Raw genomic sequence first — 14,765 nt, forward strand, 5'->3', positions numbered from 1 at the left:
CGATGGTCATCCGCCGACTTCCCCCGCTACGCGCGCTCGAAGCCTTCGCCCGCACCGTCCGCCTCGGATCGGCCCGCGCCGCCGCCGACGAGCTGGGGCTGAGCCCGTCCGCGCTCTCGCGTAGGATCGGCAATCTCGAAAGCTTCGTGGGCAAGAAACTGTTCACCCGCGCGCGCCAGTCGATGCAGCTGACCGACGAGGGCCAGGCTTTCTACGAATCGGTCAATCCGCATCTCGAGGCGCTCGCCCGTGCGGTCGAAAGCCAGTCGGAGAATCTGTCGCTGCTGCGGCTGCGGCTCGGCGTGCTGCCGCTGTTCGGCAGTCAGCGGCTGTTCCCCCGGCTGAGCGAACTGCGCGCCTCGCATCCGCTGCTGCATATCGACATCGACACCGGCCCGCATATCGAGGACCGGGTGGGCGACACGCTCGACGCCGGGATCATCCTCTCGCGCGGCCCGGCAAGCGGGCTGCATGCGGTGCGGCTCGACTACAACCGCGTCCACGCCATCGCCAACCGCGCGATCGCCGAGGCGGTCGGAACCGAGCCCGATCGGGAGCTTCTGTCGAAGCAGACCTTTCTCATCCACCAGGAGCTGCCCGCCAGCTTCGAGGCATGGAAAGCGGCGCTTTCGCTCCACGATCTCGAACCCGCGGCGATCGACCATTACGATTCGGGCCAGCTGATGCTGGCCGCCGCGGCCCAGGGGCTGGGGATCGCGATCATGCACGACGACCATTTGCGGCGCGCTGGCGATGCCCGGCTGACCAATCTCTACGGGGTCGAGGTCGAGAGCCCCTACAGCTATTGGTTCGTCTGCCGCCCGACCGCGCTGGAGGAACGTCCGGTGCGGATATTCCACGACTGGCTGGTGCGCGCCGAACTCTAGCCGTGCGGCGGTGGTGCCCCGCGATCGGCGGGCGCCACATAGCGGATCGGTGCGACCGTATGCGCGAAATCGCGCAGCGGATGATCCAGCGCCGCCAGCAACGCTTCCTCGATTTCCTCGCGCGCCTTGGCTGCGATCGCCTTGCGGCCGCGATATTCTTCCGGGCTGAAAGGTTCGAGATAGTGGATCCGGACCGGGAAACTGCCCGGCCGGGAGAGAATCCGTCTGGCGTTGTTAAGCCCGCCCTCGTCGCCGATCCAGCCGATCTCCTCGCCGACAGCGCCATAGTCGATCATCACCGGCTGGACGAGCACGCCCGGCGGCGGGGGTTCGAGCACCGACAGGATGCTCGATTTGAACGGCAAGAGCGAATGGCCGTCGGTGGTGGTTCCTTCGGGGAAGACCGTCACCGACCAATTGTCCGCCAGTGCCTCGCGCAAGGCGTTGATCTGCTGCGCGACGCCGAGCCGGTTCTCGCGCTGCACGAAGACGGTGCGGTTGAGCGCGCACAGCCAGCCGATCACCGGCACCTGAGACAATTCGTATTTCGCGACGAAAGCGGTTCCGCTGGCGCCGGCCAGCGCGAGGATGTCGATCCAGGAGATGTGATTGGCGATGAAGAACACATCGCGCCGCAGCGGTGTGCCGACGATCTCGACCCGTGCGCCCGACACCCGCGCCACGCAGCGCAGGAAATACATCGGGAACGGCGAGCCATAGGCGAAGATGCGGTACAGATAATGCAGCGGCACGAAGACGATCAGCAGGACCACGATCGCCGCAGAGCGCAGCGCCAATCGGATGCGGCCGGGCCAGTCTAGTCGGGTGGCTTCGCCGCGCATCGCGGCCAGCCGCGCGGCGCTGCGGGTTTCAGTCCTCGCGGTCGAGCCGGACGCCATAGAGTTCCATCCGGTGATCGACGAGGCGGTAGCCCAGCTTCTCCGCGATCTGCTTCTGCAGCGCTTCGAGTTCGGGATCGACGAATTCGACCACCTTGCCGCTCTCGACATCGATCAGATGGTCGTGATGCGCCTCGGGCGCGGCTTCGTAGCGCGCGCGGCCATCGCCGAAATCGTGCCGGTCGAGAATGCCGGCATCCTCGAACAGGCGGACGGTGCGATAGACCGTGGCGATCGAGATCTTGGCATCGATCGCCGAGGCGCGCTGGTGGAGCATTTCCACATCGGGATGGTCGTCGCTCTCGGACAGGACGCGCGCGATGGTGCGGCGCTGTTCGGTAATCCGCAGCCCCTTGTCGGCACAAAGCTGTTCGAGGTCGATCCGCTGCGGCAAGTCATGCTCCAATACAAAACGCCCCGCACCCATAGGGGGGCGGGGCGTCTTGCTCAAGCTTCAGCCTGCGCTCAGGCGGGATTCTTCTTGCGACCGCGCTGCTGGCCGGGCTTGCGGCCCAGGCCGATCTTCTTAGCGAGATCGCGGCGCGTCTCGGCGTATTCGGGAGCGACCATCGGATAATCGGCCGACAGGCTCCAGCGATCGCGATATTCGGCCGGGGTCATGTCGTGCTCGGTGGTCAGGTGGCGCTTGAGCATCTTCATCTTCTTGCCGCAATCGAGGCAGACGAGATGGTCGCGCTTGACCGAAGCGCGCACCGAAACGGCGGGTTCGGGCGTTTCCTCGACGGGCTCGGCATTGTGGCCGAGATCAGCGAGGGCAGCGTGAATCTTGGAAATCAGCGTAGGAACTTCGTCCACCGAGACGCTGTTGTTGCTGACATGGGCAGCGACGATGTCGCTGGTAAGGGTGATGAGCATTTCGCTCGTGTCGTTCTCAAAATTATCCATTTTCAATCCTTAGCGATCCGATCTGTCGGAGTGGCCTCTTGTCGACGAGGCTTCTGCCGCGGCCCTTGAACGGTTCGGTTCACAATTGCAACTCCACTGTCATCGTTTTCAAGTAAAACTCGACAGACGACCGGCTCAATTGGTTAAATTTCTTCCGAAAGTGATCGCATCGAGCTTCTCTCCATCGGCAGTGCGGTAGTAATCCTTGCGCATTCCGATCCGCTCGAAGCCCGCGGCACGGTAAACGCGGTCGGCGGGATTGTTGGCGCGCATTTCGAGGAACAGCCGGGTCGCGCCGCGGTCGCGCGCCGCGCTGGCGGAGTGTTCTATCAGCCGCTTGCCAAGTTGCTTCCCGCGATATTCGGGGGCGATCGCCACCAGCAGCAACTCTTCTTCGTCCAGCACGATGCGCGACAGCACGAAACCGATCGTGTCGGCGGGATGACGGGCAATATTGCCCTGGGCATCGATTAGCAGCGCATGCGTCGAGGGCAGCGCGAAACTGTCGGTAACCTGACGCCGGTTCCAGGCTTCTCTCCAATAGGGATCGAAGGCCCGTTCCATGACCTGCATGATGGCGTCGATCGTCTCGTCCTGCGTCATGCCGGAAGCTTGGCGTCCGGCGGGCGACCATAGATCGGAGAGAGACGATCGGTGAGCAGCGAGGCGGGGAGGGCGGGGGCGTAGCGCGCGTCGGGCAACAGGTCGAGCGCCTGGCCCGATCCCCGCAGGCCGACCAATTCTTTCGCCCTGCTGCCCGCGACCAGCGGCGTGTCGGCGAAGCCCGCTGCCGCCACCGGAGCCAGCGAAGCATGGTCGGCGAGCGGCAGGCCGCGATCGCCGAAGAGCTGAACAAAATATTCGCCGTGCCCGCCGGTCATCGCCACCAGAATTTGCGATTCCGCCGTCTCGGCGAATGCCCGCGCGGTTGCGCCGACCAGCGCCAGCGTCGGGAAACCGAGCACCTCGGAGCCCCAGGCAATTCCCAGCGCCCGCGCGGTCGCCAGCCCGATCCGCGTTCCGGTAAAGCTGCCGGGGCCAAGCGAGACCAGGATGCGCTCCGCCTGACCGCGCTCCGGCAGTTCGGCGATCATCGGCACCAGCCGCTCGGCATGGCCGCGCCCGATCACTTCGTGGCGATGATCCAGCAAGTGCGCATCCGCGTCCGCGCCCTCGAACAGGGCGACAGAGCAGGCTTCGGTGGCGCATTCGATCGCGAGCGTTCGCATCCGGGTGCGATGCCTCAGCCTTGGACAAGCTTCAAGCGGCGGGCCTCAGACGATGCGGGTGAATTTGTCGAAATCGGGGCGTGGGCTGCGCTCGAAGATGCTCGTGGGATCGCCATAGCCGATCGAGCAGACCCAGTCGGCACGGTGGCGCGGCTGGTCGGCGAAGAATTCCTTGGTGATCCCCTCGAGATCGACTCCGGACATCGGCCCGCAATCGAGCCCGAGCGCGCGCGCGGCAATGATCATATAGGCGCCCTGAAGCGCCGAATTGCGCTTGGCGCCTTCGATCCGGCCCGCCTCGTCGCCCGCGAACCAGCTCTTGGCGTCGGTGTGCGGGAACAGCCACGGCAGTTCCTCGTGGAAATCGATGTCGTAGCCGATGATCGCGGTTACGGGGGCGGCGCGGATCTTGTCCGCATTGGCATCCGAAGCCAGTTCCGCCAGCCTGTTCTTCTGTTCCTGCGACTTGACCCACACGATCCGCGCGGGCTGCATATTGGCTGAGGTCGGCCCCATCTTGACCAATTCGTAGATCGCGTGAAGCTGCTCGTCGCTCACCGGCTTGTCGAGCCAGCCATTGTAAGTGCGCGCCTCGCGGAAGATCTGGTCGAGCGCGTCGGCGGACAGCGTGTTGTCGTGGAACTGCTGGGGCATGAAAATCCTATGATTGTGCAAGTGGAGGGGAAGTCAGGCGGCGCGGACTTCGACGACCTCGGGCACGTAATGTTTCAGCAGGCCCTCGATGCCGTGCTTGAGCGTGGCGGAAGACGACGGGCAGCCCGAGCAGGCGCCCTGCATCGTCAGGAAAACCACCCCGTCCTTGAAGCCGCGATACTGGATGTCGCCGCCATCGCCGGCAACCGCCGGCCGCACGCGGGTATCGAGCAATTCGTTGATCTGCGCGACGATATCGGCGTCCTCGGCATTTTCTTCGACCAGCAGTTCGCCGCCTTCGGGCGGAACCGCGATACCCGCCGCAGTGCCGGGAGCGAACAGCGGCGCCTCGGCGACAAAATGGTCGAGCAGGATCGAGAGCACCTGCGGCTTGAGCGCGGTCCAGTCGACCCCGGGCGCTGCGGTGACGGAGATGAAATCGCTGCCGAAGAAGACGTTCACGACCTCGCCGGTATCGAAGATCGCCTGCGCCAGCGGGCTGGCCTCGGCGGCTTCGGGATCGGCGAATTCGCGCGTCCCCTGGGCCATGACCTGCTGGCCGGGGAGGAATTTCAGGCTCGCCGGGTTGGGCGTGGTTTCGGTCTCTATGAACATGCCTTGCGATGTAGGGTGCATAGCGGTCCGGAACAAGGCGCGGCATCCGGTCGTCGCGTTCACTACCGCTTCACGCATGCACCCCCTATATGCGGCGCATGACCATCTTCGCGCGTGCCGCCCGGCGCTTTGCACTTCTCGCCCCGATCGCTCTTCTCGCCGTGCACCCCGCGCTGGCGCAGGAGATCGCGGTTCCGCAGTCGGCCCCTACGCCAGCACCGGCACCGACCGCGCTGCAGACCGGCGACGAGGTGCCGTGGATCTACCGCGGCTCCGATGTCCCGCGCGACGAGGAATGGCTGTTCGGAGAGATGGACAACGGGTTGCGCTACGCGGTGCGGCGCAACGGCGTTCCGCCCGACCAGGCCTCGATTCGCGTCCGTATCGATGCCGGGTCGCTGCACGAGACCGAAAACGAGCGCGGTTACGCGCATCTGCTCGAGCACCTGCTGTTCCGCGAAAGCAAATACCTCGGCACTTCCGAGGCGATCCCGACCTGGCAGCGGCTGGGCGCCACCTTCGGCAGCGACACCAATGCCGAGACCAGTCCGACGCACACGGTCTACAAGCTCGACCTGCCCAATATCGACGCTGCAAAGCTGGAAGAGAGCATGAAGCTGCTCTCTGGCATGGTTCGCGAACCGGTGCTCAGCGATACCACCGTCGGTGCCGAAGTCCCGATCGTGCTGGCCGAAATGCGCGAACGGGGCGGGGCGGCGCAGCGCAGCGCCGATGCCAGCCGCGCCACCCTGTTCGCGGGGCAGCGGCTCGCCACGCGCAACCCCATCGGCACGGCCGAGACGCTGCAGGCCGCCACCGGCAGGAGCGTCAACGCCTTTCATCGCCGCTGGTACCGGCCCGAGAACACCGTGATCGTCGCAGTCGGCGATCTCGACCCGATGCTGCTCGCCGCGCAGATCGAGGCCAAGTTCGGCGACTGGGACGTGCGCGGCGAACCCGCGCCGGCTCCCGATTTCGGCGACCCGGTGGCGCCTCCCGGTACCGATCCCGCCAATCCGGTCGGTGAGACCGTCGTCATCGTCGAACCCGATCTGCCCCGCAGCCTGACCTATGCAGCGCTGCGTCCGTGGCGCCCGGTGCAGGACACCATCGCCTACAACCAGGGCTTGCTGCGCGATTCGCTGGCGCAGGCGCTGATCAATCGGCGGCTCGAATCGCGCGCCCGCGCCGGCGGCAGCTATCTCTATGCGCAGGTCCGGCAGGACGACATCAGTCGCTCGACCGATGCCACATTCGTCAGCATGGCGCCGCTCAGCGACGACTGGGAAACCGCGCTCGGCGACGTGCGCGCGGTTATCGCCGACGCGCTCGCTACCCCCCCCACCGAGGAGGAGATCGATCGCGAGATCGCCGAGTTCGAACAGGTGTTCGAAAGCTCGGTCGCCGAGCGCTCGGTGATGGCGGGCGGACGGCTGGCCGACGATATCGTCCAGGCGGTCGATATCCGCGAGGCGGTCGCCGCGCCCGAAACCGTGCTCACCGTGTTCCGCGGGATGAAGGACGCGATCACCCCGCAGCAAATTCTCGACCACACCCGTGCCCTGTTCACCGGATCGGTGATCCGCGCGGCCTATGTCACGCCCGTGGCGGGCGAGGCGAGCGAACAGGAACTGGCAACGGCGCTGTCCGCGCCGGTCGAGCCCGATGGCAGCGCCCGGCTCACTGCTACGACGATCGCCTTCGACGAATTGCCGCCCATCGGTGAGCCGGGCGAAGTCGTCCGCGCCGGACCGATCGGCGTGCTCGACGTCGAGCGGGTCGATTTCGCCAATGGGGTCAAGGCGCTGTTGTGGGCCAATGATGCCGAGCCAGGCCGCGTTTCGGTCAAGGTCCGCTTCGGCGGCGGCTATCGCGCGGTCGATCCGGCGCAGGCACCCTATGTCCGGCTGGGCGAAATGGCCCTGATCAGCTCGGGCCTGGGCGAACTGGGCGAGGAAGAGCTCGACCGGATCAGCACCGGGCGCAAGATGGGTTTCGATTTCTCGGTCGACGAGGGCGCCTTCACCTTCTTCGCGCAGACCCGCGCGGAGGATCTCGCCGACCAGCTGTATCTCTTCGCCGCCAAGCTCGACCAGCCGCGCTGGGACCCCAACCCGGTGCTGCGCGCGCAGGCTGCGGCTCGGTTGGCCTATGAAAGCTATGCCACCAGCCCGGCGGGCGTGCTCAACCGCGATCTCGACGCGCTGCTGCGCGATGGCGATCCGCGCTTCGCCACGCCGGATCTGGCCGCGCTCGCCGCAACCGATCCCGCAGGCTTCCGCGCCTTCTGGGAGCCGCTGCTGGCGCAGGGTCCGGTCGAAGTGTTGATCTTCGGCGATTTCGAACGCGAGGAGGCTGTGGCGGCGCTGGCCCGAACTTTCGGCGCGCTCGAGCCGCGCGGCGATCTGCCCGAGGCGGTCGCGGCGCGGGTGCCGGCCTTCCCCGACGACGTGGACACCACCATCCGCTACCACCGCGGCGATGCCAATCAGGCCGCCGCGGTAATCGCCTGGCCGAGCGGCGGCGGAGTCGAGGGCCTGCGCGAATCGCGCCAGCTCGAGATCCTCGTCCAGCTGTTCAACAACCGGCTGTTCGATGCGATGCGCGAGCGGGCGGGGGCGAGCTATGCGCCGGTCGTGCGAACCGAATGGCCCAGCGACATCGCGGGTGGCGGCCGGATCAGCGCTTTGGCGCAATTGCAGCCCGAGGCGGTGCCGATCTTCTTCCAGGAAGCCGAGCGGATCGCCGACGAGCTCGCCACCACGCCGCCTGCCGCGGACGAATTGGCACGGGTGACCGAACCGTTGCGCCAGTCGATATCGCGCGCCTCGAGCGGCAATCTGTTCTGGCTCTACCAGCTCGAGGGATCCACCGTCGATCCGCGGCGGATCGCGCTGCTGCGCTCGCTGCTGACCGATTATTCGCGCACCACGCCCGAGGCGATGATGCAGCTGGCGCAGAAATATTTCGGCGGGCGCGACGGCTGGCGGCTCGCGGTGATCCCCGAGGGCGCTCAGCTCGCGGAGGAGATCCGGCCCGCGAAGGCCCCGGCGATCATGCAGGGCCGCTGATCCCGATCTCGGCAATCGGGTTTTTGCGCTGGCCAAGCAAAACATGCTTGCGGCATATGGCCCATTCCGCTTGCGATAATTGCGCTCTTGCGACGGCGATACTGCCGTGTGGCGATTGAATGGACCGATGATGACGAAGGCGTGGACGCCCGACAGCTGGACGCAATTCGAAGCGCGGCATCTGCCGCACTACGAAGACGCCGCGGCGCTGGCGGCGGCTCAGGAGACGCTCACTTCGCATCCGCCGCTGGTCTTCGCGGGCGAGGCGCGGGCGCTCAAGGCGGATCTGGCGCAGGTCGCAGCGGGGGAATCCTTCCTGCTGCAGGGCGGCGACTGCGCCGAGAGCTTTGCCGAATTCCACCCCGACAACATCCGCGACACCTTCCGCGTGATCCTGCAGATGGCGGTGGTGCTGACCTTCGCCAGCAAGCATCCGGTGGTGAAGGTCGGGCGGATGGCCGGGCAATTCGCCAAGCCGCGCTCCTCGCCCACCGAGACCCAGGGCGACACGACTCTACCAAGCTATCTCGGCGACAACATCAATGGCATAGAGTTCGACCCGGAAACCCGCCGCAACGATCCCCAGCGGATGGTGCGCGCCTACTCGCAGGCCGCCGCCACGCTCAACCTGCTGCGTGCCTTCGCGGGCGGGGGCTACGCCAATCTGCGGCAGGTCCACCAGTGGACGCTCGACTTCATGGGCCGCAGCCCCTGGGCCGACAAATTCGCCGATATCGCCGACCGGATCGGCGAATCGCTCGACTTCATGGAAGCCTGCGGGATCGATCCGCACACCATGCCGCAATTGCAGCGCACCACTTTCTACACCAGCCACGAGGCGCTGCTGCTGCCCTACGAGCAGGTGATGACGCGGCGCGATTCGCTCACCGGCGAATGGTACGACACCAGCGCGCACATGGTCTGGATCGGCGACCGCACCCGCTTCGAAGGCAGCGCGCATGTCGAATTCGCGCGCGGGATCGGCAATCCGCTGGGGCTGAAATGCGGGCCGAACCTGGAACCCGATGCGCTGCTGCGGCTGCTCGATACGCTCAATCCCGCGCGCGAGCCGGGCCGGATCACGCTGATCAGCCGCTTCGGGCACGACAAGGTGGAGAAGGGCCTGCCCCCGCTGGTGCGCGCGGCGACGCGCGAGGGCCATCCGGTGGTGTGGAGCTGCGACCCGATGCACGGCAATGTCGTCAAGGCCGAGAGCGGCTTCAAGACGCGCCCCTTCGACCGGATCCTGAGCGAGGTTAAGGGCTTCTTCGCGGTCCACCGCGCCGAGGGCACGCATCCGGGCGGCATCCATGTCGAGATGACCGGGCAGGATGTCACCGAATGCGTCGGCGGCGCGGTGGCGATCACCGACGAGGCGCTCGGCGATCGCTATCACACGCATTGCGACCCGCGGCTCAACGCGGCGCAATCGCTCGAACTGGCGTTCCTGCTGGCCGAGATGCTGAACGCCGAAGCGCAGGTGCGCCGCGCCGACGCCGCCTGAACGGCCGACCGCGCTAACCCGCGGTCCGACAGCGCTTCTGTAAGGAGTTTTTTCCGGAACCCCTTTCGGAAACGGCGGTTTCTCGTCATTGTGAGGCTCGCTCGCCGCGCATCGGCAGCTGCATCTACAAGGGGGTCTTACCGTCGCACAGCTACAGACCAGATCCGGGACCGCCCCGACCGCGGGACTTGCCGAGCGGTTTCGCGCCACCCGCGCGCTGAGCGAAGCGCTGACCGCGCCTCTCTCCGATGCCGACGCCACGATCCAGTCGATGGAAGACGCCTCGCCCGCCAAATGGCATCTGGCGCACACCACCTGGTTTTGGGAAACCTTCCTGCTGCGTGAATATGCTGCCGACTATTCGCTGTTCGACGAGCGCTGGGCCTTCATCCACAATTCCTATTACGAAACCGAGGGCGAGCGGATCGCGCGGTTTGCCCGGGGGATGCTCTCGCGCCCCTCGCTCGACGAGGTGCTGGCCTATCGCGCGCATGTGAGCGCGGCGATGGAGCCGCTGCTCGAGGATCCGCAGCATGAGGACCTGATTGCGCTGGGGATCGCGCATGAGCAGCAGCATCAGGAACTGCTGCTGACCGATATCAAGCACGCATTGTTCCAGAACCCGCTGGGTCCGGCGATGTGGAAAGACGCGAGTCCCCGCCAAGGCGGGGACCTCAGTCAGCCGACGAACGGTCAGGCAGCCGGAGACCCCCGCCTGCGCGGGGGATGGGAAGGCTGGCACCGCCACCCCGGCGGCATCGCCCGGATCGGGCATCAGGAAGAGGGCTTCGCTTTCGACAACGAGGGCCCTGCGCATCGCACGCTGCTCGAACCCTTCGCGCTGGCCAAGCGGCTGGTGACCAATGCCCAGTGGGGCGCTTTCATCGCCGATGGCGGCTACGACACCGCGACCCTGTGGCTCTCCGACGGCTGGGGCTGGGTGAAGGATAACGCCATCACCGCGCCGCTCTACTGGCGCGAGGACGAGCAGTTCACGCTCGCCGGCTGGCAGCCGCGCGATCCCGAGGCGCCGGTCACGCATATCTCCTATTTCGAAGCCGATGCCTTTGCCAGTTGGGCCGGTGAGCGGCTGCCGACCGAGGGCGAGTGGGAAGCCATCGCGCGCGGGCAGGAAGGCGAGGGGCCGGCGCATGATCCCGCCGCCGGCAACCAGCTCGACGCGGCCGGTCCGGTCCAGCCGCGCGGCAGCGAGGGCCTGTTCGGCGATTGCTGGCAATTCACCCGCTCGGGCTATCTGCCCTATCCGCGGTTCCAGCCCGCTCCGGGCGCGGTGGGCGAATACAATGGCAAGTTCATGAGCGGGCAGTTCGTGCTCAAGGGCGCCAGCTGCGCCACCGCACGCGGCCATTCGCGCGCCAGCTACCGCAATTTCTTCTACCCCCACCAGCGCTGGCAGTTCACCGGCCTGCGCCTCGCCAGAGATCTGTGATGAAGACCAGCGAAGGAATAGCTCTCGTCGATCGCGACGAGGACGGAGTCGACCGCGCCTTTCGCGCCGATGTGCTCGAAGGGCTGCGCGCGAGCCGCAAGGCGATCCCGGCGCGCTGGCTATACGACGATGCCGGTTCGCAATTGTTCGAGGACATCACCAGGGTCCCCGAATATTATCCTACCCGCGCCGAGACCGAGATACTCACCGAACGTGCCGGCGAGATCGCTTCTGCCGTGGGCCCCGACCGCGCGGTGGTGGAATTCGGTTCGGGCAGTTCGGTCAAGACCCCGCTGCTGCTCGATGCGATCGCGCCGTCCTCCTACGTCCCGCTCGACATCGCCGGCGACTTCCTGCGCCAGGCGGCGATCGAGCTCTCGGGCAAGTTTCCCGGGCTGCCGGTCTATCCCGTCGAAGCCGATTTCATGGCCGAGGTCACGCTGCCTTCCGAGGTGGAGAAGGCAGCCAAGCTGGGCTTCTTTCCCGGTTCGACCATCGGCAATATGGTCGCCTGGACCGCGGTCGAGCTGCTGCGCTCCATGCGGCTGACGCTGCAGGCCGATCACGGGGTGCAGCCGCTGCTGCTGATCGGGATGGATCTGGTCAAGGATCGCACGGTGCTCGAGGCGGCCTATGACGATGCGGGCGGGGTGACGGGCGAGTTCAACCTCAATCTTGCGCGGCGGATCAACCGCGAGCTCGAGGGCACGATCCCGGTCGAAAGCCTGCGCCATGTCGCGCGCTGGAACGACGAGTACGCCCGCGTGGAGATGCATCTCGAGGCCATGCACGGGATCGAGTTTTCGGTTTCCGGCGAGAGCTTCGCGATGGCGGAAGGCGAGACGATCCACACCGAGAACAGCCATAAATTCACCCGCCGCAGCGCCGACATGCTGCTCCACGCGGGCGGCTGGTCGCCGCGCAAGCGCTGGCTCGACAGCAAGGAACGCTTCTCGCTGATCCTCGCCGAGGCGACCGATCCGCGCAAGGCACCCTGACCGGGCGGTGCTGCCATGACTGTCGCGATCATCGGTGCCGGGATGGCCGGATTGTCCTGTGCCCGCGCGCTGGCGCAGGCCGGTGTCGCGTTGGAGCTGTTCGACAAGGGTCGCGGGCCTGGCGGACGGATGTCGACGCGTCGAGTCGAGCTGGACGGACGAGAACTGCGCTTCGACCACGGTGCGCAATATTTCACCGCGCGCGACGAGCGGTTCCGCGCCGAGGTGGCGCAGTGGCGCGATGCGGGCAGGGTCGCCAATTGGCCCGCCGCGGGGCCCGAGGCGCTGGTGGGCGTCAGCGGAATGAACGAACCGGTCCGCGCCATGGCCGAAGGTCTGGATGTGCGATGGGGCACGCGAATCGATCGGCTCGAGCGGGTTGCGGGCGAATGGGTGCTGCATGGCGGGGAGGGCGTCCGGGGCGGCTATGCCAGCGTCGTCGTCGCCATTCCGGCCGAGCAGGCGGGGCCGCTGGTGGCAGATTTCTCGTCCGGGTTCGCCGATCGCGCCGAGCGGACGCGGTCGGAGCCGTGCTGGACTGCGATGGCCTCGTTCGCCCAGACCCTGCCGCTTGCGGACGCGATCACGACTGGCGGCGCGGTGGCCTGGGCGGCGCGCGATGGCGGGAAGCCTGGCCGTGGCGGCAGCGAGAGCTGGGTCCTCCAGGCCTCGCCGGGCTGGACGCGCGATCATCTGGATACCCCGGCCGAGCAAATCCCCGCGCTGCTGCTCGCTGCAATGTTCGCGGATCGGGCGATCGAGCCGGCGCAACCGGACCATGCCAGCGCGCATCGCTGGCTCTACGCCAAAGCGCAGCCGGTCGCGGGCGAACCCGCGCTGTGGGACGCCTCGCTGCGCCTCGGCCTGGCAGGCGACTGGCTGATCGCGCCGCGGGTGGAAAGCGCGTGGATTTCCGGGCGCGAGCTGGCCGATCGCATGATTGCCGAGCCCGGCTGACTGCTCCCGCAGCGGCGATACCCTGCAGCGGTTCATGGACGCGCGAGGGTCGCGTTCCTATATCGCACCCATGGACTTCGCTTCCGCTTTCGCCCCGGCCTTCGACGCAGTCGCCGAGATCGTCCGCTCGATCCCCCGTTTCGAACTCCTCATCGCCGCGATCGTGGCGATGGTCGGCGGCTGGATCGGCGCTGTCATGGTGCATCGCCGGATCGCACTGGGGCGCGTGATCCGCACGCTCAGCACGCTGGCGCTGGGCGCGATCCTGATCACCGTGGTGCTCCAGCTCTCGCGCTTCGATTCGCGGATCGATCTGGCGGTGCCGCAGCTCGGCCTGCCGGCTCAGGTGGTCGAGGGCGGCGAGACGCGCGTGCCGCTTTCGCCCGACGGTCATTACTGGCTCGAGGCGCAGCTCAACGGCGTCCCCGCCAATTTTCTCGTCGACACCGGCGCCACCGTGACCGCAGTCTCGCAGGAGGTCGCAGACCGTGCGGGTCTCACCGCCCGGACCGGCGGCATTCCGGTGCGGATCACCACCGCCAATGGCTCGATTAACGCGCAGATCTCCACCGCCGACACGCTCAGCTTCGGCAATGTCGAAGCCAGCGGGATCGATGTCGTGATCGCGCCCAATCTCGGCCAGACCAATGTGCTGGGCATGAACGTGCTCTCGCGGCTGGCGGGCTGGCGCGTGGAGGAGCAGACGCTGATCCTCGTGCCCGCTGAGACGGACCTGAGCGAGTAGACTGCGCTTGTTGCGCGGCCCCGCCCCTGCCACGCTCGCGCGCATGATTCGCGAACCCTTTCTCACCACCGAAGGCATCCACAATTTCCGCGATTACGGCGGCTGGTCGGTTTCGGGCGGAGGGCATGTCCGCAGCGGGCTGCTGTACCGCTCGGGCCAGCATGTCGGCGCCAGCGATGCCGATCTTGCCGCCATCGCCGACCTCGACATCCGCACCGTCATCGATCTGCGCGGCACTTCTGAGCGCGAACGCAACCCCTGCCGCCGGGTCGAAGGCTTCGATGGCGAAGTCATCTTCTACGAGGGCGAGACCAGCTCCAGCCCGCCGCACATGGATGTCGATGCGGAAACGACCACCGCGGAATATGCCCACCAGCGGATGATCGCGGTCTACACCCGCATGCCGCGCAATCCGGCGATGATCGACATGTTCGGACGCTATTTCCGCGCGCTGGACGAGCGCGAGGGCGCCAGCCTGGTGCATTGCTTCGCGGGCAAGGACCGCACCGGGGTGGCGGCGATGCTGTTGCTCCATGTGCTGGGCGCGAGCGAGGAGGATCAACTCGCCGAGTTCCTGCGCACCAATGCCGCGCCGACGTTGTCGGTGCTGCGCGAACAGTCGGTCCCGGGGATCGAGCAGCGGCTGGGTCGCAAGCTCGACGAGGCGGCGATCCGTGCGCTGCTCGAGGTTCACGAGGACTACCTCGCCACCTACCGCGAGGAGGTGGATCGCGACCACGGTTCGCTCGACGCCTATCTCGAGCAGGTCATAGGTGTGGACGACGCCATGCGCACCCGCTTGCACGCGCGCCTGGTGGCGTGACACAGGCGCTTCCGCTTCCCATATAGA

At 66.8% G+C, this 14,765-nt stretch carries 15 protein-coding genes; 8 read left to right on the forward strand and 7 right to left on the reverse strand.

What is annotated here, in order from left to right:
- The first annotated feature begins 2 nt into the window (after positions 1 to 2).
- Complete coding sequence (locus ACQ5J0_RS10330; protein ID WP_462567400.1) at positions 3 to 887, forward strand: LysR family transcriptional regulator; 885 nt, start codon at positions 3 to 5, stop codon at positions 885 to 887.
- Here the strand turns inward: ACQ5J0_RS10330 and ACQ5J0_RS10335 are convergent.
- The 7 genes from ACQ5J0_RS10335 to ACQ5J0_RS10365 all read right to left on the reverse strand — a co-directional run bounded on the left by ACQ5J0_RS10335 (position 884) and on the right by ACQ5J0_RS10365 (position 5,190).
- Positions 884 to 1,786, reverse strand: a complete 903-nt coding sequence (locus tag ACQ5J0_RS10335; RefSeq protein ID WP_462567401.1) for a lysophospholipid acyltransferase family protein — start codon at positions 1,784 to 1,786, stop codon at positions 884 to 886. The genes ACQ5J0_RS10330 and ACQ5J0_RS10335 overlap by 4 nt on opposite strands.
- A complete protein-coding gene (locus ACQ5J0_RS10340) occupies positions 1,758 to 2,180 on the reverse strand; it encodes a Fur family transcriptional regulator (protein WP_462567402.1) in 423 nt (140 codons plus the stop codon). The genes ACQ5J0_RS10335 and ACQ5J0_RS10340 overlap by 29 nt, the downstream gene beginning before the upstream one ends.
- A gap of 71 nt (positions 2,181 to 2,251) precedes the next feature.
- On the reverse strand, positions 2,252 to 2,692 hold the full coding sequence (locus tag ACQ5J0_RS10345; RefSeq protein ID WP_462567403.1) for a Ros/MucR family transcriptional regulator: 441 nt from the start codon (positions 2,690 to 2,692) through the stop codon (positions 2,252 to 2,254).
- 135 nt (positions 2,693 to 2,827) lie between these two features.
- Positions 2,828 to 3,295 (reverse strand): GNAT family N-acetyltransferase, encoded by a 468-nt coding sequence (locus ACQ5J0_RS10350; RefSeq protein WP_462567405.1) that lies wholly within the window; start codon positions 3,293 to 3,295, stop codon positions 2,828 to 2,830.
- Positions 3,292 to 3,921 carry a tRNA (adenosine(37)-N6)-threonylcarbamoyltransferase complex dimerization subunit type 1 TsaB gene (tsaB, locus tag ACQ5J0_RS10355; protein ID WP_462567406.1) on the reverse strand — a complete coding sequence of 210 codons (630 nt, stop codon included), beginning with the start codon at positions 3,919 to 3,921 and terminating at the stop codon, positions 3,292 to 3,294. The genes ACQ5J0_RS10350 and tsaB overlap by 4 nt, the downstream gene beginning before the upstream one ends.
- Before the next feature lie 45 nt (positions 3,922 to 3,966).
- Positions 3,967 to 4,575, reverse strand: coding sequence for a malonic semialdehyde reductase (locus ACQ5J0_RS10360; protein WP_462567407.1), 609 nt, complete (start codon positions 4,573 to 4,575; stop codon positions 3,967 to 3,969).
- 33 nt (positions 4,576 to 4,608) lie between these two features.
- Complete coding sequence (locus tag ACQ5J0_RS10365; protein ID WP_305929944.1) at positions 4,609 to 5,190, reverse strand: NifU family protein; 582 nt, start codon at positions 5,188 to 5,190, stop codon at positions 4,609 to 4,611.
- Between the two features lie 98 nt (positions 5,191 to 5,288).
- On the opposite strand from ACQ5J0_RS10365, the gene ACQ5J0_RS10370 reads away from it, so the two are divergent.
- The 7 genes from ACQ5J0_RS10370 (at position 5,289) to ACQ5J0_RS10400 (ending at position 14,738) form a co-directional block, all read left to right on the forward strand.
- Entirely contained in the window at positions 5,289 to 8,261 is a 2,973-nt protein-coding gene (locus ACQ5J0_RS10370; RefSeq protein WP_462570095.1) for a M16 family metallopeptidase, read from the forward strand.
- A 130-nt stretch (positions 8,262 to 8,391) separates the two neighbouring features.
- Positions 8,392 to 9,765, forward strand: a complete 1,374-nt coding sequence (locus ACQ5J0_RS10375; protein WP_305930474.1) for a class II 3-deoxy-7-phosphoheptulonate synthase — start codon at positions 8,392 to 8,394, stop codon at positions 9,763 to 9,765.
- Between the two features lie 217 nt (positions 9,766 to 9,982).
- The gene (egtB, locus tag ACQ5J0_RS10380) at positions 9,983 to 11,215 is read left to right on the forward strand and encodes an ergothioneine biosynthesis protein EgtB (RefSeq protein WP_462570096.1); all 1,233 of its coding nucleotides are present in this window, start codon (positions 9,983 to 9,985) and stop codon (positions 11,213 to 11,215) included.
- The gene (gene egtD / locus ACQ5J0_RS10385; protein ID WP_462567408.1) at positions 11,215 to 12,213 is read left to right on the forward strand and encodes an L-histidine N(alpha)-methyltransferase; all 999 of its coding nucleotides are present in this window, start codon (positions 11,215 to 11,217) and stop codon (positions 12,211 to 12,213) included. Before egtB ends, egtD begins: the two co-directional genes overlap by 1 nt.
- A gap of 15 nt (positions 12,214 to 12,228) precedes the next feature.
- Entirely contained in the window at positions 12,229 to 13,170 is a 942-nt protein-coding gene (locus ACQ5J0_RS10390; protein ID WP_462567409.1) for an NAD(P)/FAD-dependent oxidoreductase, read from the forward strand.
- 70 nt (positions 13,171 to 13,240) lie between these two features.
- Positions 13,241 to 13,915: a retropepsin-like aspartic protease family protein gene (locus ACQ5J0_RS10395; RefSeq protein ID WP_462567410.1), complete on the forward strand. Its 675-nt coding sequence runs from the start codon at positions 13,241 to 13,243 to the stop codon at positions 13,913 to 13,915.
- A 43-nt stretch (positions 13,916 to 13,958) separates the two neighbouring features.
- A complete protein-coding gene (locus tag ACQ5J0_RS10400) occupies positions 13,959 to 14,738 on the forward strand; it encodes a tyrosine-protein phosphatase (protein WP_462567412.1) in 780 nt (259 codons plus the stop codon).
- Positions 14,739 to 14,765 lie beyond the last annotated feature (27 nt).

The sequence above is a fragment of the Qipengyuania sp. SM2512 genome, from assembly GCF_054954005.1.

Bases quoted from the DNA above. Each gene is read 5' to 3' on its own strand.
- ACQ5J0_RS10330 (WP_462567400.1), top strand. From the start codon at position 3: ATGGTCATCCGCCGACTTCCCCCGCTACGCGCGCTCGAAGCCTTCGCC.
- ACQ5J0_RS10390 (WP_462567409.1), top strand. From the start codon at position 12,229: ATGACTGTCGCGATCATCGGTGCCGGGATGGCCGGATTGTCCTGTGCC.
- ACQ5J0_RS10360 (WP_462567407.1), bottom strand. From the start codon at position 4,575: ATGCCCCAGCAGTTCCACGACAACACGCTGTCCGCCGACGCGCTCGAC.
- ACQ5J0_RS10395 (WP_462567410.1), top strand. From the start codon at position 13,241: ATGGACTTCGCTTCCGCTTTCGCCCCGGCCTTCGACGCAGTCGCCGAG.
- tsaB (WP_462567406.1), bottom strand. From the start codon at position 3,921: ATGCGAACGCTCGCGATCGAATGCGCCACCGAAGCCTGCTCTGTCGCC.
- ACQ5J0_RS10335 (WP_462567401.1), bottom strand. From the start codon at position 1,786: ATGGCGTCCGGCTCGACCGCGAGGACTGAAACCCGCAGCGCCGCGCGG.
- ACQ5J0_RS10400 (WP_462567412.1), top strand. From the start codon at position 13,959: ATGATTCGCGAACCCTTTCTCACCACCGAAGGCATCCACAATTTCCGC.
- ACQ5J0_RS10375 (WP_305930474.1), top strand. From the start codon at position 8,392: ATGACGAAGGCGTGGACGCCCGACAGCTGGACGCAATTCGAAGCGCGG.
- ACQ5J0_RS10365 (WP_305929944.1), bottom strand. From the start codon at position 5,190: ATGTTCATAGAGACCGAAACCACGCCCAACCCGGCGAGCCTGAAATTC.
- ACQ5J0_RS10350 (WP_462567405.1), bottom strand. From the start codon at position 3,295: ATGACGCAGGACGAGACGATCGACGCCATCATGCAGGTCATGGAACGG.
- ACQ5J0_RS10345 (WP_462567403.1), bottom strand. From the start codon at position 2,692: ATGGATAATTTTGAGAACGACACGAGCGAAATGCTCATCACCCTTACC.
- ACQ5J0_RS10370 (WP_462570095.1), top strand. From the start codon at position 5,289: ATGACCATCTTCGCGCGTGCCGCCCGGCGCTTTGCACTTCTCGCCCCG.
- egtD (WP_462567408.1), top strand. From the start codon at position 11,215: ATGAAGACCAGCGAAGGAATAGCTCTCGTCGATCGCGACGAGGACGGA.